The 25,381-nt window shown below is 69.2% G+C and carries 26 protein-coding genes and 1 tRNA gene; 11 read left to right on the top strand and 16 right to left on the bottom strand.

Annotated features, from left to right (window positions below):
- Window positions 1-43: 43 nt before the first annotated feature.
- Window positions 44-967: an HpcH/HpaI aldolase/citrate lyase family protein gene (locus tag ACQE3C_RS10640; protein WP_434539162.1), complete on the bottom strand. Its 924-nt coding sequence runs from the start codon at window positions 965-967 to the stop codon at window positions 44-46.
- Window positions 968-1,030: 63 nt separating this feature from the next.
- Between ACQE3C_RS10640 and ACQE3C_RS10635 the strand changes: the two genes are divergently transcribed.
- The 3 genes from ACQE3C_RS10635 (at window position 1,031) to ACQE3C_RS10625 (ending at window position 4,051) form a co-directional block, all read left to right on the top strand.
- Window positions 1,031-2,305: a magnesium transporter MgtE N-terminal domain-containing protein gene (locus ACQE3C_RS10635; RefSeq protein WP_434539161.1), complete on the top strand. Its 1,275-nt coding sequence runs from the start codon at window positions 1,031-1,033 to the stop codon at window positions 2,303-2,305.
- Complete coding sequence (locus ACQE3C_RS10630; protein WP_434539160.1) at window positions 2,298-2,816, top strand: DUF1003 domain-containing protein; 519 nt, start codon at window positions 2,298-2,300, stop codon at window positions 2,814-2,816. The genes ACQE3C_RS10635 and ACQE3C_RS10630 overlap by 8 nt, the downstream gene beginning before the upstream one ends.
- 74 nt (window positions 2,817-2,890) lie before the next feature.
- Window positions 2,891-4,051 (top strand): Mrp/NBP35 family ATP-binding protein, encoded by a 1,161-nt coding sequence (locus tag ACQE3C_RS10625; RefSeq protein ID WP_434539159.1) that lies wholly within the window; start codon window positions 2,891-2,893, stop codon window positions 4,049-4,051.
- Between the two features lie 13 nt (window positions 4,052-4,064).
- Here the strand turns inward: ACQE3C_RS10625 and ACQE3C_RS10620 are convergent, their stop codons facing one another.
- The 4 genes from ACQE3C_RS10620 to dapA all read right to left on the bottom strand — a co-directional run bounded on the left by ACQE3C_RS10620 (window position 4,065) and on the right by dapA (window position 7,606).
- Complete coding sequence (locus tag ACQE3C_RS10620; RefSeq protein WP_434539158.1) at window positions 4,065-4,493, bottom strand: sec-independent translocase; 429 nt, start codon at window positions 4,491-4,493, stop codon at window positions 4,065-4,067.
- Window positions 4,494-4,527: 34 nt separating this feature from the next.
- Window positions 4,528-5,979: a hypothetical protein gene (locus tag ACQE3C_RS10615; RefSeq protein WP_434539157.1), complete on the bottom strand. Its 1,452-nt coding sequence runs from the start codon at window positions 5,977-5,979 to the stop codon at window positions 4,528-4,530.
- A complete protein-coding gene (gene sigE / locus ACQE3C_RS10610) occupies window positions 5,976-6,638 on the bottom strand; it encodes an RNA polymerase sigma factor SigE (RefSeq protein WP_434539156.1) in 663 nt (220 codons plus the stop codon). The genes ACQE3C_RS10615 and sigE overlap by 4 nt, the downstream gene beginning before the upstream one ends.
- 68 nt (window positions 6,639-6,706) lie before the next feature.
- Window positions 6,707-7,606 (bottom strand): 4-hydroxy-tetrahydrodipicolinate synthase, encoded by a 900-nt coding sequence (gene dapA, locus ACQE3C_RS10605; RefSeq protein WP_434539155.1) that lies wholly within the window; start codon window positions 7,604-7,606, stop codon window positions 6,707-6,709.
- A gap of 29 nt (window positions 7,607-7,635) precedes the next feature.
- Here dapA and ACQE3C_RS10600 point away from each other — a divergent pair, with 29 nt between their 5' ends.
- Window positions 7,636-8,286, top strand: coding sequence for an O-methyltransferase (locus ACQE3C_RS10600; RefSeq protein ID WP_434539154.1), 651 nt, complete (start codon window positions 7,636-7,638; stop codon window positions 8,284-8,286).
- A 74-nt stretch (window positions 8,287-8,360) separates the two neighbouring features.
- Here ACQE3C_RS10600 and glgC read toward each other — a convergent pair whose 3' ends face one another.
- Window positions 8,361-9,587 (bottom strand): glucose-1-phosphate adenylyltransferase, encoded by a 1,227-nt coding sequence (gene glgC, locus ACQE3C_RS10595; RefSeq protein WP_434539153.1) that lies wholly within the window; start codon window positions 9,585-9,587, stop codon window positions 8,361-8,363.
- Between the two features lie 178 nt (window positions 9,588-9,765).
- Between glgC and ACQE3C_RS10590 the strand changes: the two genes are divergently transcribed.
- From ACQE3C_RS10590 to glgA, 4 genes are all read left to right on the top strand, one after another.
- On the top strand, window positions 9,766-11,049 hold the full coding sequence (locus tag ACQE3C_RS10590) for a hypothetical protein (protein WP_434539152.1): 1,284 nt from the start codon (window positions 9,766-9,768) through the stop codon (window positions 11,047-11,049).
- A gap of 107 nt (window positions 11,050-11,156) precedes the next feature.
- Window positions 11,157-11,840: a uridine kinase family protein gene (locus ACQE3C_RS10585; RefSeq protein ID WP_434539151.1), complete on the top strand. Its 684-nt coding sequence runs from the start codon at window positions 11,157-11,159 to the stop codon at window positions 11,838-11,840.
- Window positions 11,841-11,876: 36 nt separating this feature from the next.
- Window positions 11,877-11,950 (top strand) — tRNA-Gly (locus ACQE3C_RS10580).
- A 115-nt stretch (window positions 11,951-12,065) separates the two neighbouring features.
- The gene (glgA, locus tag ACQE3C_RS10575) at window positions 12,066-13,265 is read left to right on the top strand and encodes a glycogen synthase (RefSeq protein WP_434539150.1); all 1,200 of its coding nucleotides are present in this window, start codon (window positions 12,066-12,068) and stop codon (window positions 13,263-13,265) included.
- 91 nt (window positions 13,266-13,356) lie between these two features.
- Here glgA and ACQE3C_RS10570 read toward each other — a convergent pair whose 3' ends face one another.
- The 4 genes from ACQE3C_RS10570 to dapE all read right to left on the bottom strand — a co-directional run bounded on the left by ACQE3C_RS10570 (window position 13,357) and on the right by dapE (window position 15,965).
- Window positions 13,357-13,536 (bottom strand): DUF3117 domain-containing protein, encoded by a 180-nt coding sequence (locus ACQE3C_RS10570; protein ID WP_434539149.1) that lies wholly within the window; start codon window positions 13,534-13,536, stop codon window positions 13,357-13,359.
- 84 nt (window positions 13,537-13,620) lie between these two features.
- Window positions 13,621-14,055 (bottom strand): DivIVA domain-containing protein, encoded by a 435-nt coding sequence (locus ACQE3C_RS10565; RefSeq protein WP_434539148.1) that lies wholly within the window; start codon window positions 14,053-14,055, stop codon window positions 13,621-13,623.
- A 10-nt stretch (window positions 14,056-14,065) separates the two neighbouring features.
- Window positions 14,066-14,866, bottom strand: coding sequence for a TIGR00730 family Rossman fold protein (locus tag ACQE3C_RS10560; protein WP_434539147.1), 801 nt, complete (start codon window positions 14,864-14,866; stop codon window positions 14,066-14,068).
- Between the two features lie 28 nt (window positions 14,867-14,894).
- Entirely contained in the window at window positions 14,895-15,965 is a 1,071-nt protein-coding gene (gene dapE, locus ACQE3C_RS10555) for a succinyl-diaminopimelate desuccinylase (protein ID WP_434539220.1), read from the bottom strand.
- Window positions 15,966-16,149: 184 nt separating this feature from the next.
- On the opposite strand from dapE, the gene ACQE3C_RS10550 reads away from it, so the two are divergent.
- Both ACQE3C_RS10550 and dapD read left to right on the top strand, forming a co-directional pair.
- The gene (locus ACQE3C_RS10550) at window positions 16,150-17,406 is read left to right on the top strand and encodes an alkylhydroperoxidase domain protein (protein ID WP_434539146.1); all 1,257 of its coding nucleotides are present in this window, start codon (window positions 16,150-16,152) and stop codon (window positions 17,404-17,406) included.
- A gap of 10 nt (window positions 17,407-17,416) precedes the next feature.
- The gene (gene dapD / locus ACQE3C_RS10545; RefSeq protein ID WP_434539145.1) at window positions 17,417-18,370 is read left to right on the top strand and encodes a 2,3,4,5-tetrahydropyridine-2,6-dicarboxylate N-succinyltransferase; all 954 of its coding nucleotides are present in this window, start codon (window positions 17,417-17,419) and stop codon (window positions 18,368-18,370) included.
- A 22-nt stretch (window positions 18,371-18,392) separates the two neighbouring features.
- Here dapD and ACQE3C_RS10540 read toward each other — a convergent pair whose 3' ends face one another.
- The 3 genes from ACQE3C_RS10540 to ACQE3C_RS10530 are packed head-to-tail and all read right to left on the bottom strand — an operon-like array spanning window position 18,393 to window position 21,066.
- A complete protein-coding gene (locus ACQE3C_RS10540; RefSeq protein ID WP_434539144.1) occupies window positions 18,393-19,181 on the bottom strand; it encodes an ABC transporter ATP-binding protein in 789 nt (262 codons plus the stop codon).
- Entirely contained in the window at window positions 19,178-20,086 is a 909-nt protein-coding gene (locus ACQE3C_RS10535; protein ID WP_434539143.1) for an ABC transporter permease, read from the bottom strand. The genes ACQE3C_RS10540 and ACQE3C_RS10535 overlap by 4 nt, the downstream gene beginning before the upstream one ends.
- Before the next feature lie 5 nt (window positions 20,087-20,091).
- Window positions 20,092-21,066, bottom strand: a complete 975-nt coding sequence (locus ACQE3C_RS10530) for an ABC transporter substrate-binding protein (RefSeq protein ID WP_434539142.1) — start codon at window positions 21,064-21,066, stop codon at window positions 20,092-20,094.
- Window positions 21,067-21,211: 145 nt separating this feature from the next.
- Between ACQE3C_RS10530 and ACQE3C_RS10525 the strand changes: the two genes are divergently transcribed.
- Window positions 21,212-22,081: a hypothetical protein gene (locus tag ACQE3C_RS10525; protein WP_434539141.1), complete on the top strand. Its 870-nt coding sequence runs from the start codon at window positions 21,212-21,214 to the stop codon at window positions 22,079-22,081.
- A 4-nt stretch (window positions 22,082-22,085) separates the two neighbouring features.
- Here ACQE3C_RS10525 and dapC read toward each other — a convergent pair whose 3' ends face one another.
- The 3 genes from dapC to ACQE3C_RS10510 all read right to left on the bottom strand — a co-directional run bounded on the left by dapC (window position 22,086) and on the right by ACQE3C_RS10510 (window position 25,368).
- Entirely contained in the window at window positions 22,086-23,192 is a 1,107-nt protein-coding gene (gene dapC / locus ACQE3C_RS10520) for a succinyldiaminopimelate transaminase (protein WP_434539140.1), read from the bottom strand.
- A complete protein-coding gene (gene fdxA / locus ACQE3C_RS10515; protein WP_434539139.1) occupies window positions 23,189-23,509 on the bottom strand; it encodes a ferredoxin in 321 nt (106 codons plus the stop codon). The genes dapC and fdxA overlap by 4 nt, the downstream gene beginning before the upstream one ends.
- A gap of 62 nt (window positions 23,510-23,571) precedes the next feature.
- A complete protein-coding gene (locus ACQE3C_RS10510) occupies window positions 23,572-25,368 on the bottom strand; it encodes a VanW family protein (protein ID WP_434539138.1) in 1,797 nt (598 codons plus the stop codon).
- Between the last annotated feature and the right edge of the window lie 13 nt (window positions 25,369-25,381).

Here is a 25,381-nt window from a genome sequence, read left to right as displayed (position 1 = left end):
CGCCTTTCGCCACGGGGCCGCGGCCGGCCACCTGCCAGCCACTCTACTGGCGCGCCAAGGTGGCCTGCGCGAGCTTCACGCCCGCCTCGTCGACCATCTCACCGTCCACCACGATCGCACCTACCGCCCCCTGGGCGCGTTGGGTGGCCTCGGCGTAGGCCGCGATGATGCGCCGGGCCCGTTCAAGGTTGGCCGGGTCGGGGCTGAAGACCTCGTTGGCGACCTCGATCTGGGTCGGATGGATCGCCCACTTGCCGTCATAGCCCAGGGCCGCTGCCCGCCGCGCCGAGGCCCGGAACCCGTCCAGGTCCTTGATCGCGACGTAGGGCCCGTCGATGGCCGCCAGCCCGTGGGCCCGGGCCGCCACCAGGATCGTGGACAGCACATGGTGGAAGTGGTCACCGGGGTAGCCCTCGATCCCGGCCCCCACCGACAGTGAGGCCATCCCCATCGAGGCCATGAAGTCACCCGGGCCGAAGACCAGCGACTCGTTGCGGGGGCTGGCGGCGGCGATCTCGGCGACGTGCAGCAGGCCGGCGGCGTCCTCGACCTGGATCTCGACCCCGATCCGGCCGACGGGCAGCCCCGCCTCCTGCTCGGCCTGTGTCACCACCAGGTCGAGGGCGCGCACCTGGTCGGCGCTGGTGGCCTTGGGCAGCACCAGGGCGTCGATGTGGGCGCCTGCACCGGTGACCACCTGCCAGACGTCCTGGGTGGTCCACGGCGTCGTCCAGTCGTTCACGCGGACGGTGACGGTGCGCGGCGCCCAGCCTTCGCCTGCGTTCAGCGCGTCGACGATCTTGGTGCGGGCGGCCTGCTTCTCGGCCGGGGCGACCGCGTCCTCGAGGTCGAGGAAGATGCAGTCGGCGGCCACACCCCTCGCCTTGGCAATGAATCGGTCACTGGAGCCGGGCACTGCCAGCACGCTGCGGCGGGCACGAACCGGGCGGGACTGTGGAGCTGACATGCACCCCAGCCTAGGCAACGTGGACTCCCCGGTGCGGGGCCGGTCATGCAATAGATTCACACCGTGAACACATCGTCGGTCTTCATCGCACGCCTGCAGGGCATGCCCGTGCTCGATGGTTTCGGCGACCCGGTCGGCAAGGTCCGAGACGTGGTGGTCCAGGAACGCTCCGGTCGCCGCTCACCACGCTGCCGCGGCCTGGTCGTGGAGTTGTTCGCCCGCAAACGGATCTTCATCCCGATGGTGAGGGTGCACGCCATCGACCCGACCCAGGTCGCCATCAGCGGCGCGGTCGACACCCGCCGGTTCATCCGCCGTGACGCCGAGACGCTGGTGATCGATGACCTGTTCGGGCGACTGATCGATCGTCCCGACGGCACCCGGGCTGTCATCCAGGACGTCTCGATGCGCCGGGTGCGCAACCTGGAATGGGAACTGGACGAGGTCGCCCTGGCCGACGCGCGCAGCGGCCCCGGCCTGCGGCTGGGCCGGCGCCGCCACACCTACACCCTGGACTGGGGCACGGTGGGCCAGGCCATCAGCGGTTCGGACGACCAGGACACCCGCCAGGTGGTCGCCCAGATGTCGGACATGAAGGCCGCCGACGTCGCCCGAGAGTTGCACGACATGGCACCCTCCCGGCGCGCCGAGATCGCCCATGCCCTCGACGACGAGCAGTTAGCCGAGGCCCTGGAGGAACTTCCCGAGGACGAACAGGTCAGCCTGCTGCAGACCCTGGACACCGAACGGGCCGCCGACGTCCTCGAAGAGATGGACCCCGACGACGCGGCCGACCTGATCCGGGAACTGCCCGAGGCGCTTGCCGAGGACCTGCTGCAACGCATGGAACCCGAGGAGGCCCGGGACGTGCGCAGCCTGCTCATCTACGACGAGTCGACCGCCGGCGCCATGATGACCCCCGAGCCCGTGATCCTCGGCGTCGACGCCACCGTCGCCGACGCCCTGGCCAAGGTCCGCCAGGAAGAGCTGACCCCCGCGCTGGCGTCCATGGTGTTCGTGTGCCGCTCACCGCTGGACGTGCCTTCGGGCCGCTACATCGGTGGTGTCCACGTGCAGCGGCTGCTGCGCGAACCCCCGTCCGCGACGGTCGCCGGCATGGTGGATGCCTCGCTGGAGCCGATGAGCCCCGAGCAGACCCTGGCCGAGGTCAGCCGCTACTTCGCCACCTACAACCTGGTCGTGGCCCCGGTCGTCGACGAGGACCAGCGCCTGGTCGGCGCGGTCACCGTCGACGACGTGCTCGACCACATGCTGCCCGAGGACTGGCGCGGGGAGCAGATGGACGGAACCGATCCCACCGAGGTGAGCCATGGCTGATTCCCGCCGGAACGAAGTCGGTCTCGACCAGCCGATCGAACGCCGCTCGTGGCGGCTGCCCCGGCTGTCCTTCGGCACCGAGGGGTTCGGACGATTCGCCGAGTTCGTGGCCCGGTTCATGGGCACCCCCACCTTCCTGTTGTGGATGACCGTCTTCGTGGTCGTCTGGATCACCTTCAACGTGGTCGGCCTGTTCGGGCTCAAGTGGGACCCCTACCCGTTCATCCTGCTGAACCTCGCCTTCTCGACGCAGGCCTCGTACTCGGCGCCGCTGATCCTGCTGGCGCAGAACCGTCAGGAGGCCCGCGACCGGTTGGGGCTCGAGGAGGACCGCCGGGTCGCCCAGCAGTCACGCGCCGACATGGACTTCCTGGCCCGCGAGATCGCCAGCCTGCGCATGAGCGTCAACGACCTGGCCACCCGCGACTACATCCGCAGCGAGATGCGCCAGGAACTGCGGGACCTGCTGGCCGAGCTCGACCGGCGCGCCGAGGAGTCACCGCGACCGTGACCGGTCCCACCGCCGGGGCGGTTCCCCCTGTCCAGTAAGTTGAAACTACGCAAATTCCGATCTAGAGATGAGCCATGACTGCCGAGCATCCGCTGCTGCCCAAGATCCGTGCCGCCCTCCACGAGGTGAACGACCCCGAGATCAAGCGACCGATCACCGAACTGGGGATGGTCGGTGACATCGACGTCGACGACGCCGGTCGGGCCAGGGTCCACGTGAAGCTGACCACCGAGGGCTGCCCGCTGAAGGGCCCGCTGCGGCTCGAGGTGACCAATGCCGTCTCGGCCATCGAGGGCATCTCCGAGGTGCAGGTCGACCTCGGCGTGATGGACGACGAGGAGCGCAAGGCCCTGCGGACCCTGCTGCGTGGCGGCGTCGTGGAACGCGAGATCCCCTTCGGCCAGCCCGGCAACCTGACCAAGGTGATCGCGGTCGCCTCCGGCAAGGGTGGCGTCGGCAAGTCGTCGGTCACCGTGAACCTGGCCACCGCGCTGGCCAAGCAGGGCCACAAGGTCGGCCTGCTGGACGCCGACATCTACGGCCACTCCATTCCCGACATGCTGGGCCTGGGCGATGCCCGCCCCACCCCGGTCGACGACATGATCATGCCGGTGCCCGCGGGTGACCTGAAGGTGATCAGCGTCGGCATGCTCAAGCCGAGCCGCGACCAGGTGATCGCCTGGCGTGGCCCGATCCTCGACCGGGCACTGACCCAGTTGCTGGCCGACGTGTACTGGGGTGACCTGGACTACCTGATCCTCGACCTGCCGCCGGGCACCGGTGACGTGGCGATGAGCCTGGGCCAGAAGATCCCGAACTCGTGGGTGCTGGTGGTGACCACCCCGCAGGATGCCGCGGCCGAGGTCGCCGAACGAGCAGGCACCATGGCAGGCATCATGCAGCAGAAGGTCATCGGCGTCGTCGAGAACATGTCGTGGCTCGAGACCACCTGCCCGCACTGCCACGAGACCCACAAGGTCGAGCTCTACGGCAGCGGCGGCGGTGAGAAGGTGGCCGCGGTGCTCAGCGAACGGCTCGGTTACGAGGTCCCGCTGGTCGGGCAGATCCCGATGGACGTCGACCTGCGTCGCGGTGGCGACGAGGGCGTCCCGATCGTCGACAGCCACCCGCTGAGCTCCTCGGCCCAGGCGATGTACGCGCTCGCCCAGACCGTGAGCGCCCGCCCGCGCGACTTCGACCTGAAGAAGGTCCGCCTGGACCTCAACCCCGCCTGAGCGGGACCGACAACTACGTGGCCTCGGCGTCGAAGGGCGCCGCGGTCCAGTAGTTACCGGCCGTGGCCGCCGCCCTGCTGGCGGTGGCCATGGCGTCGTCGGTGTTCTTGATCGCCTTCTCGATCTCGGTGAGGTCCTTGCCCTCGGCCTCGAAGTCCTTCTTGATCGAGCCGAGGTCTTCCTTGATCTCGTTCAGGTCCTCCTGCAGGTCACCCAGCAGGTGCTTGGCGATGAACGTCTTGGGGTTCAGGTCGGTGATGCTCAGGTTGGCGTACTCGGGCCCGAGCTCACTGCGCAGCTGGCTGGTCGCGTCATTGGCGATGCCACGCAGGAAGTGGATGACCTTGGCAGCCTTGCGCGCCAACGGCGGGATCTTCTCCGGGCCGAACATGAGAACGGCCAGGATGAGGAGCATCCCGATTTCACCAACGCCAAGGTCCACGTGTCAAACCATAGCCTGATTGCCCGAACCCGCCTCAGCGCGGGCCGAGACCGAGGAGTCGGGCCAGCCCCGACAGGGACCTGCTGACGGGGTCGGTGGGGGCGGGCGCGTCGTGGGGTAGTTCGTCGGCCACCTGCTGGGCCACCGAGGGGCCGGCGTTGGTGGTGACGGTGTAGACCACCGTGCCCGACTGCCAGGTGACCAGTGAGCGGTCGGTGCTGATCCCGAAGTCCTGGCCCGACTGCTGGCCCTCGGCGGGCTCGGCGAGTCGTCCGCGCTGCTGCAGCACGGTCACGCACACCCCGTCCTTCTCGTAGACCGCATGGATCACCGTCGGGTTGTGCGGCGAGTCAGAACTCATCGACAACAGCCGGAACCCGGCCAACTCGCTCGAGCAGTCGAACCCGTCGGTACACATGGGTCGGGTGGCCGAGGCCACCACGGCCGGCGCCTTGCTCAACTGCAGCGGCATCGGGTTGGTGTCGGCGGGCGGCTCACTGGTCAGCCGCAGTTCGGTGAACCCGGCCGAGCGCACCAGGGTGCCGTTGGAGTCGAAGGTCTCGTTCCACAACACCTGGCCGAGCTCGGGCGAGACCCACCAGCGCGCCACCAGCGACCGGTCGGCGCGCTTGGCCTCGAGCAGCGTGGCCGGGTGCCCGGCGATGATGCCCCCGCGGGCGACCCGGAACCAGCTGGCGCTGGGCGGCAGGCTGTTGACCTGGTCGGAGTGGCGCGCCGGGAGCACACCGGAGTTGATGAGGGTGCCCGAAGCATCGTGGACAGCCACGCTGACCGCCGAGCCGGGCTGCTGGGCCACCCACACGTTGGCGCTGACGAACCCCTGGCCACCCGAGAGGGTGACCCGCTGGGTGCCGACATAGCCGACCTTCGGGTCGACGGCCTCCAGCAGCATCGACAGGGCCTGGTCCTGGCTGACCGTGGTCCAGGTGAGGCTGGTCATCACGCCGGGGCGTTCCATGGTCGGGGTCGGGCTGAGCCGGCCACCCTGGGCCGAGGCCATCACGGCGTTCACGGCCTGTGCGCCGGCCCCCATCCCCAGGGACAGGTCGAACTCGCGGTTCGCGGTGGTGCGGGCATCAGCGACCTCGTCCACCGTGGGTGCCAGCAGCAGCCCGAGGGTGAACAGCATGCCGAAGCAGGCGACCAGTGCCACTGAGCCGGTGGCCAGGGTGCGGCGGCGGCGCTGCCGGGGGCTGGGCAGTGAGCCCGCACCGGACGAGGCCAGCCACAGCGGTTCGTCGGCTTCGTTCCCGGCGATCGCGGCCAGGCGCGCCGACAACCCGTCGGGGGCTGAGGTGGGGTGGCTGCAATGCTTGAGGCGGTCGAGCACCTGCTGCATCTCACCGGTGGCCTGCCGGCAGGACTCGCAGCCCGCCAGGTGGGCTGCGGTCGCCGCGTCCCGGGCACCGTCGACCGCCTCGCGGGCGGCGCGGCAGGCGGCGGGGATCAGGTCGCGGTGGATCATCGCTTGAGGACCTTGGCCAGGGCCGGGTCGGGTTGCAGGTCGCGGGCCTCGCCGGGGCGTTCGTCCGGGGCTCCCTGGATGTACTGGTGCCCATCGGCGGGACGACGATGGGCCAGGCTGCGGCGCAGGCCCTCTCGTCCGCGGTGGATACGGCTGCGCACGGCGCCGATCTTGATGTCCAGGATCTGCGCGATCTCTTCGTAGCTGAGACCTTCGATGTCACACAGGACGACGGCGACGCGGTGGTCGGGCGACAGGTCAGCCAGGGCACGCGCCACGTCATGGTCGAGGGAGGTGTCGAGCATCGCCTCGGCCGGGCCCCGTGCCGAGGAGGGCACCCGCTCCTGCGCCTCGGCCATCGGGTCGAAACGAATCCGCTTGTTGCGGCGGGCGCCGTCGAGGAACAGGTTGGTGGTGATCCGGTGCAGCCAGCCGTTGAGGGTGCCCGGCTCGAACTTGTGGATCGACTTGAACGCCCGGATGAACACTTCCTGGGTGAGGTCCTCGGCGTCGGGGGCGTTGCCGGTCAGCCGCAGCGCGACGCGGTAGACCATGTCGGAGTGGTCGCGGACGAGTTCTTCCCAGGTGGGGGCCTGCCAGTCGGCGGGCTCGTCAGCAGCCGGCCCTGCGGCACGATCTGCCTTGCTGGCTCCGAACACGGATGGTCCCCTCGTCGTTGTCCCGACCCATTTTGCCATGCCCGGCTGAGAGGTGGCTGACAGAGCGCTCAGCCTTGCTCTGCGGTGTGCAGTGCGTCGAGGAATGCGGTGACCACGGCCTCGGGGGCAGCCACCATCGGAAGGCGCACCGAACCCACGCCACGACCCTCGGCCCGCAGGCCGCCCTTGACGGTGCAGCAGCCGGGAGCACCGAACACGCGGGTGAAGGCGGGCAGCCAACGTCGGTGGGCGGCCAGCGCCCGGGGGTAGTCACCGGCGACGACCGCGTCGATGATCTCGCGCATGCCCCGGCCGGTGAAGTGGGTGGAGGTGCCGACCACGCCGACCCCACCCACCGACATCAGCGGCAGGGTGATGGCGTCGTCGCCGGCGTAGTAGTCGAGACCGGTCTCGGCGATCACCCGCGACGAGCTGACCACATCACCCTTGGCGTCCTTGACGGCGACGATGTTGGGGTGCTCGGCCAGCGCGATCAGCGTGTCCGCCTCGATCGCGGTGGCGGTGCGCCCGGGAATGTCGTAGACCATCACCGGCAGGTCGGTGGCGTCGGCGACCGCCCGGAAGTGGGCGATGATCCCGTCCTGCACCGGGCGCGAGTAGTACGGCGTGACCACCAGCAGGCCGTGCGCCCCGGTCTGCTCGGCGCGCTTGGCCATCCGGACGGTGTGGGCGGTGTCGAAACTGCCCACCCCGGCGATGACGTTGGCGCGGTCACCCACAGCCTCGAGCGTGGCCGCCACGACGGCGAACTTCTCGTCCTCGGTGGTGGTCGGCGACTCGCCGGTGGTGCCGTTGACCACGACCGAGTCGTTGGCCTGCTCGTCCACCAGTTCGGTCGCCAGGCGGCGCACCCCGTCGAGGTCGAGCGAGCCGTCCTCGTTGAACGCGGTGACCATCGCCGTGGCAAGTCGACCCAGCCGCGGCTGGGTGGCAGGTGTGTGGGTCATGGGGCCATGCTAGTGGTTAGGCTGTGCTTGTGACTTCACAGCAGACTCCCGATGGCCTGGACCTCCGCTCCTGGGGCTACGCCGAGGACTACGTACTCCCCAGCGACAATGTCGCCGCCAGCCGACGCGCAGCAGCCGGGTTGGGCATCGACGCCCTGCCCAGCGGCACCGCCAGCACCCTGCGGATGCTCGCTGCCGCCCTCGGCGCCAGGCAGGTGGTCGAGGTCGGCACCGGCAGCGGCACCAGCGGCCTGGCGCTGTTCGAGGGCATGGAGCCCAAGGGCGTGCTGACCAGCATCGACCCGGAGTCGGACCGGCAGGCGTCCGCCCGCAGCGCGTTCCTGGACGCGGGCATCCCCACCTCCCGGTTCCGCCTGATCGCGGGCATCCCGCTGGAGGTGCTGCCGCGACTGTCGGACGGCGGCTACGACCTGGTCTTCATCAACGGCGACAAGCTGGAGTACGTCGAGTACGTGGCCCAGGCCCTGCGCCTGCTGCGCCACGGCGGCATGCTTGTGCTCAATGACGCGCTCTGGCGCAATGCGGTGGCCGACCCCGACAACGAGGACGACGAGGCCGTGATCCTGCGCGAGGCCCTGGGCTCGGTGCTCGACACCGAGGAGTTCACCCCTGCCCTGCTGCCCGTCGGCCAGGGCCTGCTCGTCGCAGTGAAGAGCTGAGTTCTCCGTCCGAGCGGAACGAGGACAGACAACACAGGGCCCGTCATCCGGTGGGATGACGGGCCCTGCTCGGCTCAGTTGGCCTGGACGTGGGTTCCCTTGGGGACGACGGTGATGCCGCCGTCCGAGACGTGGAAGCCACGGGCCTTGTCAGCGACCTTGTCGATGCCGATCTCGGCACCCTCGTCGACGACCACCGACTTGTCGAGGATGGCATCGGCGATCCGGGCGTGGCGGCCGATCTCGACGTTGTTCATGATCACGGACCGGTCCACCTTGGCGTACTTCTGGATGCGCACCCGCGGGCTGAGCACGGACTGGTCGACGTCGGCGCCGGAAATGATGCAGCCCGCGCTGACGATCGAGTCCTCCGCCGTACCGCGCAGGGTGAACTTCGCGCCGGGCGCCTGCACCTGGTCGGTCCAGATCGGCCACTGCGGGTTGTACAGGTTGAACTCCGGCTCGACCGAGACCAAGTCCATGTGCGCCTCGTGGTAGGCGTCGATGGTACCCACGTCACGCCAGTAGTTGCGGTCCTTCTCGGTGGAACCGGGCACGGCCTGGGAGCTGAAGTCGTAGACCTGCGCGCGGCCCTTGTCGACGAACCAGGGCACGATGTTGCCACCCATGTCGCGCTTGGAATCCGGGTCGGAGGCATCGGCCTCGAGGGCCTCCACGAACGCCTTGCGGGTGAAGACGTAGTTGCCCATCGACGCGAACGACTCGTCCGGGGAGTCGGGCAGCGCGGGCGGGTCGGCCGGCTTCTCGAGCCAGTTGATGATCTTCGCCGACTCGTCGGCATCGATGATGCCGAACGCCGAGGCGTCCTTGCGGGGCACGCGGATGCCGGCGATGGTCGCGTCGAGCCCGGAGTCGATGTGGGCGCGCAGCATGGCGCCGACATCCATCCGGTAGATGTTGTCGGCCCCGAACACGACGACGTGGTCGGGGTCCTCGTCCACGATGAGGTTCATCGACTGGTGGATGGCATCGGCACTGCCCTGGTACCACTGGGGCCCGAGCCGCTGCTGGGCGGGCACCGGGGTGACGTAATTGCCCAGCAGGGTCGACATGCGCCAGGTCAGCGAGATGTGCCGATCAAGCGAGTGCGACTTGTACTGGGTCAACACGGCGATCTGGCGCAACTCTGAGTTGGCCAGGTTCGACAGGACGAAGTCGATCAGGCGGTAGGTACCGCCAAAAGGAACAGCCGGCTTGGCGCGATCCGCGGTCAGGGGCATCAGGCGTTTGCCCTCTCCGCCGGCGAGGACGATGGACAAGACCTTGGGGCGACTCTGCATGCCATGAACCTACCGACCCGATCGCCGTCGTGGGTAGGAATTGCGATCTGTTGACCCGAGTTTCGTTCCGGGTGCCCACCAGGCTGTGACCCCGACCACCATCCGGTCGCCGATACCACGATGAGGACACCCCCCAAGCCTTGTTGACATCGATTTTCATTTTTGTCAGGATCACGACATGAGAATCATTCCCAAGATGGGCGTGCCGCTGGTGGCCCTCGCCCTGGCCCTGGCCGGCTGTGGCCAGTCCCAGGACCCGGCGGCAGATCCCACGACGTCCTCCCCCGTGGTCTCCCCCAGCCACGACGAGCACGACGAGCATGACCACGACGAGCACGACCACGAGTCGTCCGACGGCAAGACCCAGGAGGTGGGGGCGCGGGCACCACGGCTCGCGCTGACCCACTCCGCGGGAGTGATGGTGGTCGACGCCGAGAAGCTCACCGTGATCAGCGACATCCCGCTGGAGGGATTCCTGCGGCTTCGTCCGACCGGTGACGCCCGCTACCCGCTGGTCGACGTCGCCGGCACCTCCCTGAAGACCCTCGACCTGGGCAGTTGGACCGAGGCGCACGGCGACCACGGCCACTCCAAGATCACCGAGCCCAGCCTGACCGGCACCAGCCTGACCACCCAGAAGGCCGGCCATGTCTCGACCAACGCGGGGCTCACCGCCATCTTCGACGACGGCGACGGCTCCATCGAGGTCTTCGAGACCAAGGAACTCGCCCATGCCGACGCCACGCCGGTGCGCACCCTCACCGTGGCACCCCACCATGGCAACGCCATCCCGCTGGCCGACGGCAAGCTGCTGCACACCACGGTGAGCGGCGAGGTGGTCAACGGCATCCGCATCCTCGACGCCGAGGACAAGGTGCTGGCCGAGTCGGCCGAGTGCCCCGGCCTGCACGGCTCGGCGATCGCCAAGGATGCCATCGTGATCGGCTGCCAGGACGGCGCCCTGGTCGTCAAGGGTGAGACCATCACCAAGGTCAAGGCCGGCCCGGCCTTCGCCCGCATCGGCAACCTGTTCGGCTCGACCGACTCGCCGTACGTGCTCGGCGACTACAAGCAGTCGGCCGATGCCAAGCCGACCCAGGTCGCCATCATCAACACCACCGACGCCAGCATCAGCACCGTCGACCTGCCGGCCGCCTACACCTTCCGCGGCCTGGCGTTCACCGACGAGGGCCAGGCCCTGGTGCTGACCAATGACGGGCAGTTGCACGTCATCGAGGCCGACCACGGCCACATCCACGCCTCGATCAAGGTGCTCGACCCCTTCACCGAGCCCGACGACTGGCAGCAGCCCCGCCCGACCATCCACGCCCAGGGCCACTGGGTCTACGTCACCGACCCCGCGAACAAGAAGGTGCACGCGGTCGAACTCAGCGTGGCCAAGGTGATGGCGACCGGCGAGTTGCCGCAGGCCCCCAACGAGGTGGCCGGCACCCTGGGCTGACCACTCCCCCGAACCGGTGGGGCGGCGACAACCTGTCCTCCTGTCGCCGTCCCACCTACCATCCCCGGGCCCCGGCGGGCACCACGACCGACTGGTTGACTGTGCCCATGCACCTGCCACCCGGGGAACCCCTGATCACCACCTGGCGCACGGTCCCCCTCGCGGAACTGTGCGCCAGCCTCGTTCCCCCGACCAGCGCCAGAGCCCCTCGTCCGTGGGTCGTGGCGATCGACGGGCGCAGCGCGTCCGGCAAGTCCAGCCTGGCCACCGGGCTGGCCGGGCTGCTGCCCGGCAGCGCCATCATCCACACCGACGACCTGGCCTGGCACGAACCGATGTTCGCCTGGGGGCCCCAGCTGGCCCACGACGTGCTGGTGCCGCTGCGGCACTCGCGCCGGCTGGACCACCGCCCGCCGCAGTGGGTGGCGCGGGGCCGACCCGGTGCGATCCGGGTGCAGGACGCCGACGTGGTGCTGGTCGAGGGGGCGGGGGCGAACCAGCGCGGGCTGGAGGGCCTGCTGGACGTCGCGATCTGGGTGCAGTCCGACTTCCACGCCGCCGAAAAACGGGGGCTGGCCCGCGACATTGCGTCCGGCGTGAACGGCGACGAGGCCTCCGCCACCGAGTTCTGGCATTCCTGGATGGCCCACGAGGTGGAGTTCATGGCCGGGCACAGACCTTGGGAACGCTCCCGGTTCGTCGTCAACGGCACACCCGACCCACCGGTCGCGGCTGACCTGGTCCAGGTCGCCGACTTGCTCGACGTGCCAGCGCCCGCCCCGATGGCCTAGAGTGGACGAAGTCGTCGGCCCACGGCCGAGGGCCACGCGGGTGAGGCCTATGGGTGAGGCGCCCCACTTCCTGTGGGGAGAACCTGGTTCAAGTCCCGGCGCCCGCTCCACCGCAAGACCCCACGTGCCCGCCCGGCGTTCAGCCGGGCGGGCACGTTTGTCCCGGTCACGGACACTTTGCCCCCCGACCACCTCCACTGCCGCGGCGTGTGCAACGATCGGCCCATGAAGGTATCGATCCTCACCCGTGAGTACCCGCCCCACATCTACGGCGGCGCCGGCGTGCACGTCGGCCAACTCGTCCCCCAGTTGCGCAAGTTCGTCGACGTTGACGTCCAGTGCATGGGTGAGCCTCGCGAAGGAGCGACGGCTCATGCCGAGAACTTCCCCGAAGGCGCCAATGCCGCCCTGCGCGTCTTCGGCGCCGACCTGTCCATGATCAACGCCCTGCCCGAGGAGCTCGACCTGGTCCACTCCCACACCTGGTACGCCAACCTGGCCGGTCACATCGGCGGCCTGTTCCGGTCGGTGCCGCACGTGGTCAGCGCCCATTCCTTGGAACCCCACCGGCCGTGGAAGGTCGAACAGCTCGGCGGTGGCTACCACCTGAGCTCATGGGCCGAACGGACCGCCTTCAACGGCGCCGATGCGGTGATCGCGGTCAGCGCCGGCATGGCCAAGGGTGTGCTGGAGTCCTACCCCGAGCTGGACCCCGACAAGGTCCACGTGGTGCGAAACGGCATCGACACCGACGAGTTCTGCCCCGACGAGGGCACCGAGGCCCTCACCGAGATCGGCATGGACCCTGACAAGCCGAGTGTGGTCTTCGTCGGCCGGATCACCCGCCAGAAGGGCCTGATCCACCTGGTGCGGGCCGCCCGCCAGCTCGACCCGGGCACCCAGCTGGTGCTGCTCGCCGGGGCCCCCGACACTCCCGAGATCGCCGCCGAGTTCAACGGCGCCTTCGCGGAGCTGAAGCAGGAACGTGGCGGCGACGTCATCTGGGTCGAGCAGATGCTGCCCCGCGCCAGCGTGCGGCAGGTGCTCAGCCACGCGACCGTGTTCGCCTGCCCGTCGATCTACGAGCCGCTGGGCATCGTGAACCTCGAGGCGATGGCCACCGAGACCGCGGTGGTCGCCAGCGCCGTCGGCGGCATCCCCGAGGTGGTCGTCGACAACGAGACCGGCCACCTGATCGCCTATGACCCGGACCGCGCCGACGACGCCGAGTACGTGGCCGACTTCGAGAACCGCTTCGCCGAGAAGCTGAACGCCCTGACCCGCGACCCCGACCGGGCAGCAGAAATGGGCAGGGCGGGCCGCCAGCGCTGCATCGACGAGTTCAGCTGGGCCAAGATCGCCCAGGAGACCGTCGCGGTCTACGAGGCAGCCATCGAGCGCCACCAGGCCCGCACCCAGGGCTGAGCCCTTTCGGGTCCCGGCCAACACGAACGGCGCCACCCCGACTCTGGGGTGGGGCCGTTTCGTCCGCCGTGGCGGAGGGTTGGTCAAGCGATCACTGTGGCAACTTCAGCTCTGGGTCCTTCAGGCAGGCCAGCAGTGCGGTGGCCTCCTCGGCGTTGAGCTCAACCACCAGGCGCCCACCACCGTCAACAGGGACGCGCATGATGATCCCGCGCCCCTCCTTCGTGACCTCCATCGGTCCGTCACCAGTGCGAGGCTTCATAGCTGCCATGTGGCTACTTCCTAACTTGAGCTGCGAGACTGACAGGTCCCATTATTCCAGCTTCCGCCCAAAGGTGCCCGTCGGGGCGGCCCATCACGCCTCGGACTCGCGGCCATCAGCTGCTGGCGGCAGGGGCTCTTCCGCTTCGGGTTGGTCGAACTCGGGGCGGTCGAACTGCCAGGCCAGCCGGTCGAGGACGAGGTCGACCTGCCCCATGTGGTAGCCGCGGCCGACCACGTTGAAGGCGCTGGCGCGCAGGTCGGCGCCGGTCATCGGACGAGCGACTGAGCCGCCCCGCAGGCTCTGCGTGGCCCGGTCGATCAGCTCGTCAACCTGGTGGGGGGCGTAACCGCGCATGGTGATGGCGAAGCGCACCTCGCCCAGGTTCTCGGCGGTGAAGTCGCCCTCGGGCAGGCGCGGCACCGGGTGGTCATCGACCAGTTCCGGCATCGAGCCGAACTTGTCCGAGGCCAGGAACACGCCACAGGCGATGATTCCCACGCCGATCACTCCGAGCAGCCACATCATGCCCGCAAGCCTACCCGTGGCGCGGGCCGGACTCCCCCGTCCCGTTCGTCAGTGGCCCTCGGGTGACCAGGTTGAGTGCCTCGGTGATGTCGTCGGTGACCACCAGTTCGTCCAGGTCGGCCGGGCTGATGTAGCCCTCGGCCAACACCTGGTCGCGCAGCCACTCGATCAGCCCGGCCCAGTACGAGCTGCCGAACAGGACGACCGGGAAGTGGGTGACCTTGCCGGTCTGGGCCAGCGTCATCGCCTCGAACAGTTCGTCGAAGGTGCCCAGGCCGCCGGGCATCACCACGAAACCCTGGGCGTACTTCAGGAACATCACCTTGCGGGCGAAGAAGTAGCGGAAGTTGATGCCGAGGTTCACGTGCTCGTTCATCGACGCCTCGAAGGGCAGTTCGATGCCCAGCCCCACCGAGGTGCCACCGGCCAGGGAGGCACCTCGGTTGGCGGCCTCCATGATGCCCGGGCCACCACCGGTAATCACCGCGTAGCCGCGGTCCACCAGCCCACGGGCCAGTTCCTCGGCGGCCTGGTACATCGGGTGGTCGGACCGGGTGCGGGCCGAGCCGAACACCGAGATGGCCGGCCCGAGCTCCGCCAGGGTGCCGAAGCCCTCGACGAACTCCGACTGGATGCGCATCACCCGCCACGGGTCGGAATGGACCCAGTCGGCCCCGTTGCCGCCCTCGAGCAGGCGCTGGTCGGTGGTGGTGTCCTGCAACTGGTCCTTGCGGCGCAGCACCGGCCCCTGCCGGACGCCGCCGCCGTTCGGACGCGGTGCGTTGTCGATGGGGCCATGGGGACGAGTCATCAGGTCCTCCGGGTGGGGGTGGTCAGGGTCATTCCGCGAGCCAGCGACGCAGCACCGCATAGCAGGTCTCGAGGTCGGCCGCCGGACAGTACTCATCATCAGCATGCGCCTTGCCGGGGTCAGCCGGGCCGAAGTTCACCGCCGGGATGCCGAGGTCGGTGAACCGGGCCACGTCAGTCCAACCGTACTTGGCCCGCGGAGGTGTCCCGACGGCGGCGACGAAGGCGGCAGCGGCCGGACGATCGAGGCCGGGGCGGGCACCCGGGGCCATGTCGTCGAACTCCAGGTCCCACTCGGAGAAGTGCTCGCGCATCAGGGCCTCGGCCTGGGCCGCGTCCTTGTCGGGGGCGAAGCGGTAGTTGACCTTCACGACGCCGACATCGGGCACGACGTTGCCGGCGATGCCACCGGAGATCTCGACCGCGTTGAGTCCCTCGCGGTAGAGCAGGCCGTCGACCTCGATCTCGCGGGCGTCGAACTCGGTGATCCGGGCCAGCACCGGGCCCAGGTCATGGATGGCGTTGTGACCGAGCCACGAGCGGGCGGAGTGGGCGGCGGTGCCGCTGGTGCGGATGCTGAAGCGGGCGGTGCCCTGGCAGCCACCCTCGACCCCGGCCCCGGTGGGTTCCATCAGGACGGCGAAGTCGGCCTGCAGCAGGTCAGGGTGGTCGCGCCCGACCCTGACCAGGCCGTTGCGGGCCGAGTCGACCTCTTCGCAGTCGTAGAACAGCCAGGTGATGTCGCGTGCTGGCGCGCTCAGCTCGAGGGCGCTCTTCAGCGCGACGGCGACCCCGCCCTTCATGTCGCAGGTCCCCCGGCCGTACACGCGCAGCCCGTCGGGGCCGTCCTCGGTCCAGCTGGGCAGGTTGTTCGCGACCGGGACCGTGTCGAGGTGCCCGGCAATGACCACCCGTTCGGGGCGCCCCAGCTCGGTGCGGGCGGCGACCGTGTTGCCGATCCTGGTCACCTGCAGGTGGTCGGCACCGCGCAGCAGGGCCTCCACCTGGTCGGCGAGCCCCGCCTCATTGCCGCTGACCGACTCCACGTCCACCACCTGCCGCAGCAGGGTCACCAGGTCAGCACTCGGGTCAATCGTCAGCATGGCTCGAGCCTACCGCCGAGCGGAGCGAGGGGAATCACCGCCGCCCGGCTGAGCGAGGAACGAGCGAAGCCCTCCCGCAAGCGAGCGAGGAACGAGCGAGCGCGACGGGAACCCGGTTTTGGCGGCACCCCCGAGCGGAGCGAGGGGAATCAACAGAGCCTTCGCGTGGTTGGCCACGGGCATGACTGACATCATCACGGTGCTGAGCGCGATCGACCCCGACGGGGCGCTCGCCCGGACCCGCATCCAGCGTTCGGCCGCCGTCGCCAACTCGCAACTGAGCTTCGAGGCACTGCTCGAGCCGCTCAACCCCGGCACCTTCAGCTTCGGTGAGCGTTACGCCGTGGCCACCTACGTGGCCGGGCTCCACCAGGACCAGGCCGCCTTCGACTTCTACGGCGAGTTGCTGTTGGACGACGCCCCGGCCAGCCTGCGCGATGCGGTCGCCGCGGCCGTCCAGCAGGGCCTGGCCAGCGGCCCCTACGGCACCTACCGCGAGGTGGGCCTGGCGGCCGAGTCGCAGCCGGGGCCCTCGGTGCGCCACGATGCCGCCGCACTGGGTGAGCGGCTGGCGGCCGCCTTCGACGTGGCCCACCTGATGGTCTTGCACCCGCGTGATTCGCGCCCCGAGGTGCTCGGCCACCTGTCCGGCGCCGGCTGGAGCGCCGACGAGCTGGTCAGCCTCGCCCAGCTGGTGGCCTTCCTGGCCTACCAGCTGCGCGTCGTCCACGGTCTGCGGGTGGTGGACGGTCGCGAGGCGACCGTCGAGCCGACGCCCTCGTCCGGGTCGGTCGAGCAGGTGGACTGGCAGCTGTCCGACCGTGGTTTCCCGGTCACCACCTACCCCGACATCGTCGCCCCCGAGAGGTTCGTGAGCCACTCGCTCGGCTGGAAGCCGTGGGCTCCCCCGGTGCCCAAGGGTGACCTGCGGCCCGACCAGTGGGAGGCGCTGGTCGAGAAGCGCCGCGCCGACATGCCCTACTTCCGGCTGCTGGCCCGCGACCCGCAGGCGCTGAAGGCACGCACCCTGACCGACAACGACATCTTCTACAACATCGAGGGCGGCCTCGGTCGGGCCGAGCGCGAACTCAGCGCAGCGGCGACCTCACGGCTGAACGGCTGCACCTTCTGCGCCTCGGTGCACGCCGGCTTCGCCATCGAGCAGTCCGGTCGGGTCGACGACGTCGAACGGCTGCTGGCCGAGGGCGTGGGGGCCGACCTGGGCAGCGAGTCGTGGAATGCGGTGGTGGACGCTGCGGTGGCGCTGACCCACACTCCCGTACGTTTCGGCAGCGCGCAGGTGGACCGGCTGCGGGCGGCCGGCCTCGATGACGCCGCGGTGCTCGACGTGATCAACAGCGCGGCCTTCTTCAACTGGGCGAACCGGCTGATGCTGGGCCTGGGCGAGCCGGAAGTCCCGGCCCGGCTGCGGGCCTAGAATGGAACCCATGACCGAATCGCATTCCCATGATGAGTTCTCCCGCCCGGCCTGGGGCTGGGGGCTGGCCACCGTCCACGAGTCGGGGCAGGTGCTCGACACCTGGTTCCCAGCACCGGCACTCGGACTGCCCGACGGGCAGGATGTCCCCGCCGAGCTGGACGCAGCCCGCACTGAGGATGCGGCCCGGCGCGTCCGGGTCGAGGTTGTCCGTGTGGTCGTCGACCTCGATGCCGCCCCGCAGGGTGCCTCGGACGCCTACTTGCGCCTGCACCTGCTCAGCCACCGGCTGGCCGAGCCCCGCTCCCTCAACCTGGACGGCATCTTCGGGCACCTGGCGAACGTGGTGTGGACCTCGGCCGGCCCCTGCGCCGTGGAGGACTTCGACAGCGTCCGACTGGCGCTGCGTGCCCGGCGCGGCCACGTGAGTGTGTTCGGCGTGGACAAGTTCCCCCGGATGACCGACTACGTCCTGCCCACGGGTGTGCGCATCGCCGACGCCGACCGGGTGCGGCTCGGTGCGCACCTGGCGCCGGGGACGACGGTCATGCACGAGGGCTTCGTGAACTTCAATGCCGGCACCCTGGGCACCTCGATGGTCGAGGGCCGCATCTCGGCCGGTGTCGTGGTCGGCGACGGCTCCGACGTGGGCGGCGGCGCCTCGATCATGGGCACCCTGTCGGGTGGCGGCAATGAGGTGATCAGCATCGGTGAGGGCTGCCTGCTGGGCGCCAACGCCGGCGTGGGCATCTCGCTGGGTGACAACTGCGTGGTCGAGTCGGGCCTCTACGTCACCGGTGGCACCAAGGTCACCCTGGACGACGGTTCGGTGGTCAAGGCCAAGGATCTGTCCGGCAGCAGCGACGTGCTGTTCATCCGCGACTCGCAGTCGGGCCAGGTGCTGGCCAAGTCACGCACCGGCAAGAAGATCAGCCTGAACGCCGCCCTGCACGCCAACGACTGAGCACGCCGGCTGGCCGACGGGTTCACTCCAAGAGCATCCGGTCGGCCAGCTCGCCGCGGCGGCGACCGAACTCGGCCATCAGGTCCTCCGGGGTCTTGGTGGCCTTTTCGTCCGCGTCCAGGTCGAGCACGACCTGGCCGTCGTGCATCATCAGCAGCCGGTTGCCGTGGGCCAGGGCCTGGCTCATGTTGTGGGTGACCATCAGGGTAGTCAGCTGGTGGCGGGCCACCCCCTCGTCGGTGAGCCGCAGGATCAGCGCCGCCCGTTCGGGGTCCAGGGCGGCGGTGTGCTCGTCGAGCAGCAGCACCTCCGGCTCCACGAAGGTCGCCATCAGCAGGCTGAGCGCCTGGCGCTGACCACCGGACAGCAGGCCGACCTTCAGGGTGAGCCGGTTCTCCAGGCCGAGTTCCAGGCGCGACAACTCGCCCCGGAACAGTTCACGGCGCTTGCGGGTCACCGCCTGGCGCAGTCCCCGCCGACCGCCCCGTTCGAGGGCGACCGCGAGGTTCTCCTCGATGGTCAGGTGCGGTGAGGTGCCGGCCATCGGGTCCTGGAAGACCCGGCTGACGAAGGCGGCGCGACGGTGCTCCGACATCTTGGTGACGTCACGGCCACCGATGGTGATCGAGCCCGAGTCGGGGCGCATGCGTCCGGAAATGATGTTGAGCAGGGTCGACTTGCCGGCGCCGTTGGAGCCGATCACGGTGGCGAAGTCGCCCTCGGCCAGGGTGAACGACAGGTCGCGCAGCGCCACCCGCTCGTTCACGGTGCCGGGGAAGAAGCTCTTGGTCAGCTGGTCGATGCGGATCATGCGGGCACCTCACTGACCGGTTCGGGTGGCGCACCGTGGCGGCGCTTCATCCGGAAGCGTCGCAACGGCGCCCACTTCGGGATGAGCAGCGCGGCGACCACCAGCAGCGCCGAGACGAGCTTCATGTCGTTGGGGTCGAGCCCGTTGTCGAGGGCGATTTGGATGGCCAGGCGGTACAGCACCGAGCCGAGCGCGGCCGCGGCGATGGCCTGCCACAGCTTGCTCATGCCGAAGATCGCCTGGCCGAGGATCACCGAGGCGAGCCCGGCGACCACCAGGCCGACGCCCATCGAGATGTCGGCGTAGCCCTGGTACTGGGTCACCATGGTGCCGCAGAAGGCGACCAGCCCGTTCGACAGGGCAAGGCCGGTGATCTTGGTCCACGCGGTGTTGACGCCCTGGCTGGAAGCCATCTCCTGGTTGTCACCGGTGGCCCGGATGGCCACGCCGTAGGCGGTGCGCAGGAACCAGAACAGCACCAGCACGGCCACCGATGAAACCGCTGCCAGCAGCAACACCGACCACCAGCTGCCCATCAGCCCGGCCTCACGCAGCGGCGTGAAGACCGTCCGTTCGCGCAGCAGGGACAGGTTGGCCCGGCCCATGATGCGCAGGTTGATCGACCACAGGCCGATCTGGGTGAGGATGCCCGCCAGCAGCGGGTTGATGCCACCCCAGGCGTGCAGGGCACCCGTGATGAACCCGGCCACCACCCCTGCACCGGTGCCGGCGAGCATGCCGAGCACCGGCGGGACGCCGCCCACGATGAGGACGGCGGCAGTGGCCGCCCCCATCGTGAACGAACCGTCCACTGTCAGGTCGGGGAAGTCGAGCACCCGATAGGTGAGGTAGACGCCCAGCGCCATGATGGCGTAGAGCAGACCCACCTCAAGAGCGGTCACCATCCGCGTCAGTCCACCGTCTTTGCCGCGCGTGACAGGACGGCCTCGGGCAGCGGGGTGCCCTGGCGTTCAGCGGCAGCGGGGTTGACGATCAACGCCAGGTCGCTCTGGAAGGACACCGGCAGGTCACCGGGGTTCTTGCCGTTCTTCAGGATCTCGACGGCCAGCTTCGCGGTGTCGAGGCCCTGCTGGTAGTAGTCGATCGAGATCGCGGCGGCCGCACCCTTGGACACCGAGTCCTCGTCGGAGGTGACCACGATGGCGCCCTTCTTCTCGGCCTCCTGCACGAGTGCCTCGATGGCGGAGACGACGTTGTTGTCGTTGCCGACGTAGAAGGCGTCAACGTCGAGCGACGCGGCGGCCTGCTGCACCTCGTTGGAGTTGGTCACCGTGGCGACCTTGATCTCCAGCCCCAGCTCCTGGGCGGCCTCCTGGGCCTGCTTGGTCTGGATCTCGGAGTTCGCCTCCGAGGAGGTGTAGACGATGCCCACGGTCTTGGTCTCGGGCTTGATCTCCTTGATCAGCTCCAGCACCGGCTTGGGCGGGTTGGCGTCGGTGGCGCCGGTGACGTTGCCACCCGGCTTGTCGAGGCTGTCGACCAGGCCGGCACCGACCGGGTCGGTCACACCCGAGAACAGGATCGGGCGGTCGGTGATCGCCTGCACCAGCGCCTGCGAGGGCGGGGTGGCGATCGAGACGAACAGGTCCTTGTCGGAGTTCGCGAAGGTGCTGGCGATCGAGTTCAGGGTCGACTGGTCGCCCTGCGGGTTCTGGAAGTCGTACTCGACGTTGACGCCCTCTTCGTAGCCGGCCTCCTTCATGCCGTCCTTGAAGCCCTGCCAGATGGCATCCAGCGAGGGGTGGGAGACGATGGTCACGCCACCGATCTTGACGACCTCACCGTCGACGGCGTCCGAGCCGCCGCAGCCGGTGAGCAGGAGGGCAGACGCCACTACGGCTGCCAGTGCTGCTTTGAGACGCATGCGCGTTCCCTTCGTTGGGCCCAAGCGGGCGCCGGCCGGCACCTGCTGTCGGACTCAAGAACTTAGTCCTGCGCCGCCCCGGCAGGAACAGCGACCCAACAAATGGGACGATCGGGGCTCTGCCCCGGCTGCCTACACTTGACGGGTGCGTTCCGTGACCAGTCGTCTGCTGATCCTGCTGCTGTGCCTGGCAGCGGTGGCCGGTCTGCTGGCCCTGGGGGCCTGGGGCCTGCGCCGGCTGCTGCCGAGCACCCCTGGGCCGACCCCGCAGCCGGTCACCCAGGGCTGCCTGGCCACCGTCGACGGGGCCACCGCGTTCCTCAGCCCCGAGCAGAGCAAGTGGGCCTCCATCATCGTGGCCGAGTCCATCCGCAGGGGCCTGCCGGCAAGGGCGGCCACGATTGCGCTGGCGACTGCCATGCAGGAGTCGAGCCTGCGCAACATCGACTACGGCGACCGGGACTCGGTCGGCCTGTTCCAGCAGCGCCCCAGCCAGGGTTGGGGCAGCGTCGAACAGATCATGGACCCGTGGTACTCCAGTGGGAAGTTCTACGAGGTGCTGGTCACCATCGAGAACTGGCAGACCGGCGACATCAACGACGTCGCCCAGGCCGTGCAGCGCTCGGGGGTGCCCGAGGGCTACCGCAAGCATGTCGAGGAGGCCCGGGTGCTGGCCAGCACGCTCACCGGGCACAGCGCTGCGGCGCTGACCTGCGTGGTGCGCGACTCGGCGACCCCGCAGCCCTCGGTGCTGCCGGAGATCTTCGAGCGTGGCCTGGCCGGCGGGGTCACCGTCGAGCGAGCGCCCGACCAGTGGACGATCACGGCGGACGACCCGACCACGGCCTGGGCCGCGGCCCACCTGGCCATGGCGAACCTGCGGGACAGCGGCCTGCGCTCGGTCAATGCCACCGGCGCCGGTGGCAGCACGGCCTGGACGATGGACCCGGTGGCCTATGCGCCGTGGACGGCGAGCACCCCGGTGCAGCCGACCACGATCACCCTGGGCTTCTAGGGCCCTACCCCGCCAGGCGCTGGGCGGCGGCGGCGATGCGTTCGTCGGTGGCGGTCAGTCCCACCCGGACGTGCTGTTCACCGGTCTTGCCGTAGAAGTCGCCGGGGGCAACCAGGATGCCGCGCTCGGCCAGCCAGGCGACGGTGTCGCGGCAGTTCTCACCGCGGGTGGCCCACAGGTACAGCGACCCCTCGGAGTGGTCGATGGTGAACCCGGCGCCGCGCAGGGCCGCCGCCATCACCTCACGGCGGGCACGGTAGCGTTCCAGCTGCTCGGTGACGTGGGTGCGGTCCCGCAGCACCGCCTCCATCGCCCTCAGCACCGGGGTCGGCAGCATCATGCCCAGGTGCTTGCCCAAGCCCAGCAGCTCACCGACGATCGCCGGGTCACCGGCGGCGTAGCCGGCCCGGTAGCCGGCCATGTTCGACTCCTTGGAGGTCGACATCGCCACCACGATGCCCTCGACCGACCCCCCGTTGAGGTCCCGGTCGAGCATCGAGTGGGCTCGTCCCTCGTAGACGAACTCGCCGTAGCACTCGTCGGAGGCGAGCACCGCACCGACGCCGCGGGCGTAGTCGATCCAGGCCTTCATCAGCGCCGGTGACATCACTGCCCCGTGCGGGTTGGCCGGGGAGTTGACCCAGATCAGCCGGGGGGTGTCGGGCTGGCCGGGGTCCGGCAGAAGTTCGGGCTGGTCACACTCCACCACGGTGGCATCGGCGTACAGCGCGCCCACCGCATAGGTCGGGTAGGCGGTGGTCGGGATGACCACCGTGTCCCCGGGGCCCAGGTCGAGCAGCTGCGGCAGCATGGCCACCAGCCACTTCGTCCCGATCACCGGAAGCACCCCGGTTTCGGGCAGCTCCACGGCGTTCCACCGGGTGAACAGGTGATCGATGACAGCTCGGCGCAACTCGGGGTAGCCCCAGACCTGCGGGTAGCCGTGGGCATCGGAGGCAGCCGTCAGCGCGGCGACCGCCACCGCGGGGGTGGGGTCGACCGGGGTACCGACGGACAGGTCGACGATGCCGTCCGGGTGGGCGCTCGCCGTGGCCTTGGCCTCGGCGAGGGTGTCCCAGGGGAAGACCGGGAGGCGGTCCAGGCGGCTCACTCGCCCTGCGGGGGCAGCGCGGCGACGAAGGGATGGTCCTTGTCGATCACGCCGAGCTTGGCGGCGCCACCGGGCGAACCGATGCCGTCGAAGAACTCGACGTTGATGTCGAAGTAGTGCTTCTGGTCCTCGGGGATGTCGTCCTCGTAGTAGATCGCCTCGACCGGGCAGACCGGCTCGCAGGCACCACAGTCGACGCACTCGTCGGTCTGGATGTACAGCATCCGGTTGCCCTCATAGATGCAGTCGACCGGGCACTCGTCGACGCACGCGCGGTCCTTGAGGTCCACGCAGGCCTCACCAATGATGTAGGGCACTTCCACTCCTCGATATCGCGACGTCCTCGCGGACGGGTCGCAGTCATCCTAGCGCGCAGCGATCAGGTGCAGGTCACCTGCGGGGTGGCGGCGTACTTCCACGAGAAGGGTTCCCGCTTGACGATCGACCCGTTCTGGTAGAACAGCCGCTCGTAGTTCACCGTGAAGCCCGGTGAGGCGCTCTGGGCTTCACAGTCGGGGGCATCGCTGGTGATCGGTGCGGTGTCGTAGTAGTTGGTCGGGGTCAGCGGGGTCGACTCCACCTTCTGCCAGGTCTTGGTCGACCAGATCTTCACCGTGATCGACCCGTTGTTGCCCGGGGTCGACTTGTTCACGTAGGCCTGGATGACCACGCCGTGCTCGGTGTTGTTCTTGAACTTCAGGTCGAGCTGGCCGTAGTAGAGGGTGGCCTCACGACCGGCCGGGTAGCGGGGGAAGTAGAGGGTGTGCGGGTGGTGCTCCACGTCTTCGAGGCCGGCGAAGAAGACCGCGTTGAAGACGGTGGTCGCGCTCTGGCTGATGCCGCCACCGGTCTCCTTGACCAGTCGCGCGCCCTGGATGACGTAGCCGTCGACATAGCCGTTGGCGGCGGTGCGCGGGCCCAGGGCGTTGTTCATGCTGAACGTCTCACCGGGCAGCACCAGCTTGCCGTTCAGGCTGGCCGCGGCCCGCGACAGGTTCGTGTTGCGGTAGTCGGCGTGCGGGAAGCTGGTGGTGAACTCACCGGTGACCTCCTTGACGCCGAGCTGGTTGGCCTGCTCGGTGGTCAGCGTTGCCGGGGCCTTGGTGGTCTTGACCGTGACGGTGCGGGCATCCCCGCTGGCGGTCAGGGCCGGCTGGACGACCTTGTAGAAGTCCTCCTTGTCGACGCTGATGCCATCGGTGGACGGGACGACGGTGGGCCGGCCGTTGGTGAAGGTGAAACTGGCGTTCCTGCCCTTCGGCAGGCCGATGTCGGCGATCTGCTCCTCGGCGTCGGCCCAGATCTTGTCCATGTCGGTCGCACCCGAGATGGTGCCGTCCTTCACCGGGAAGGTGGTGGCCCCGGCGATCGACTTCACGTCGATGGGGAAGGTCTTCCCGTCACCGAGATTGACGGTGATCGGGCCGGAGAGGACCTTGTCGGCGTACTCGGTCTTGACGGTGTTGACGGCCTCGGTGGTGATCGCCGGGTCCTGCTTGACCAGCGGCACGGTCACTGAGTCCTGCTCCATCCAGGCGTCGGCGACGAGGGTGGTGGTGGCCTCCTGGTCGAGGCTGACCTGCTGTTCGCTGGGGGTGGTGACCACGGTGGTGCCGTCGAGGGTCAGGGTGGCGTCCTTGCCGTCGGCGGCGAAGGCGGGGGCGGCCTTCGCGACGGCCTGGGCGACCAGGGTCTCGTCGGTGTTGGTGACCGGCTCGAGTTCACCGCCGCCGGACAGCACGTTCCAGATGTGGACGGGGTTCCAGGACTTGCCGGCGCCGGCCTTGGAGACGGTGGCGTCGAAGTCGACGGTCATCCCGGCCTCGGACGGCTTGATCTGCGTCGAGGTGCCCTCAGCGGTCAGGGTGATCGGGGTGTCGAAGCTGGGCCCGAGTTCGGTGGTCAGCTTCGCGACGGCCTCGTCGTGGGTCATCCCACCGATCTGGACGCCACTGACGGTGGCGTTCTTGGGGGTCTTGTCACCGGCCATGGTGTAGCCGGCCACGTAGGTGGCACCGAGCAGGACGAGCAGTCCACCGACCACGGAGCCGATGACCAGCCCCTTGCGCTTCTTGCGGGGGGCGTCCTCGACCTCCTCGACGAAGGCCGCGTCGTCGTCCTGGGCGGGGATCTGGCGGGTCGGGTCGTCGTCGGGCGTGTGCGTGTTCTCGGTCAAGACGTCCTCTTCC

It is taken from the genome of Aestuariimicrobium sp. Y1814 (assembly GCF_050113895.1).
Classification (GTDB): Bacteria; Actinomycetota; Actinomycetes; order Propionibacteriales; family Propionibacteriaceae; genus Aestuariimicrobium.
Note: the sequence above shows the minus strand (reverse complement) of the source record. Positions and strands in the feature narration are given on the sequence as shown.